The organism is Bartonella sp. AP57NXGY, assembly GCF_042195805.1.
GTDB lineage: Bacteria > Pseudomonadota > Alphaproteobacteria > Rhizobiales > Rhizobiaceae > Bartonella.
This window is the reverse complement of record NZ_JBHIOZ010000315.1, coordinates 1-1,198: the sequence shown is the minus strand read 5'-3', so window position 1 is coordinate 1,198 and position 1,198 is coordinate 1. Positions and strand designations below refer to the sequence as shown.

Genomic DNA, 1,198 nt, shown 5'->3' with positions numbered 1-1,198 from the left:
AAACGCTCCAGACCAAGTTTATACCCATTTGTTGCAAGTAAAACATGCTCTGCTGTTACACTGCCTTTTTCTGTTATCACTTTCCAATGTGCTCCCTTGCGCCTTATGGTCGTTACTTGTGACTTCTCATAAAGCTTAGCACCAGCATCTTGGGTTTTTTTTGCCAATCCAACAACCAATTTTAAGGGATTTATATGGCCGGTATCCGCATCATAAATACCACCACAATAAAAAGTTGATCCAAGTCGCTCAAATGTTTCAGCCTTATCCATAAAAGTAAGCGCGTGATAGCCATAACGCTGCATCGCCTCAATATGCCGTTGATAAGAGAGAAGCTCACGCCTTTTATGGGTTACAGAAAGCTGTCCTCCTATAAAATCACACGGACAATTAGGCATTGCGCATAAAGATAAAATATCTCTTTTAGCTTCTTCTGCCAAATCAAACAGAGCCTTACTTCGCTCAAAACCATACTTTTTTTCTAATGTTTCTACCCATTGCCGTTGCCCTGTTCCCAGCTGTCCACCATTGCGCCCTGAAGCGCCGTCACCAAAACGTGATGCTTCAAATAAAACAACATCTACTCCAGCCTTGGCTAAATGATAAGCAGCCGAAAGACCCGTAAATCCGCCTCCAATAATGACCACATCACACTGTCTGTTTTCACAAAAAGAGGGATACGATGGACGTTCTCTTAAAGCATCTTCATACCAAGAAATTCCTGGAGAAATTGAATTATAATCAATCATCGTCATAAAATTTAAACATTCAGCAGGAGATATTCACGCTCCCACGGACTGATTACTTCCATAAAAGTTTCAAACTCTTGGCGTTTGATTGCAGCATAAGTACTGACAAACACATCCCCTAAAATAGCACGTATCACTGTATCTTGTTCAAACAAATTGACTGCCTCAATGAGTCCACGCGGCAACTCAATATTATCAGCGTTTACATTATTTGTCGCTGGCTCATCCGGCTCAATTTTTTGTTGCAAACCAATAAGACCACACGCTAAAGAAGCTGCAAGAGCTAAATAAGGATTCGCATCTGATGAAGGAAGTCTATTCTCAACACGTCGCGCTTGAGGAGCAGAACGGGGAACTCGAAAAGCTGTAGTACGATTATCATATCCCCATCGCAAATTAACAGGAGCCGAATTATCAGGGACAAGACGTCGATAAGAATTCACATAAGG

General features: G+C 41.7%; 1 protein-coding gene and 1 pseudogene. Both read right to left on the bottom strand.

From position 1 onward, the window contains the following. A partial coding sequence (locus ACFIL8_RS10590) for an NAD(P)/FAD-dependent oxidoreductase (RefSeq protein WP_375689731.1) occupies window positions 1-749 on the bottom strand: 749 nt, incomplete at its 3' end. Between the two features lie 11 nt (window positions 750-760). Then, window positions 761-1,198: pseudogene (locus ACFIL8_RS10585) on the bottom strand (glutamine synthetase); the annotation flags it as partial.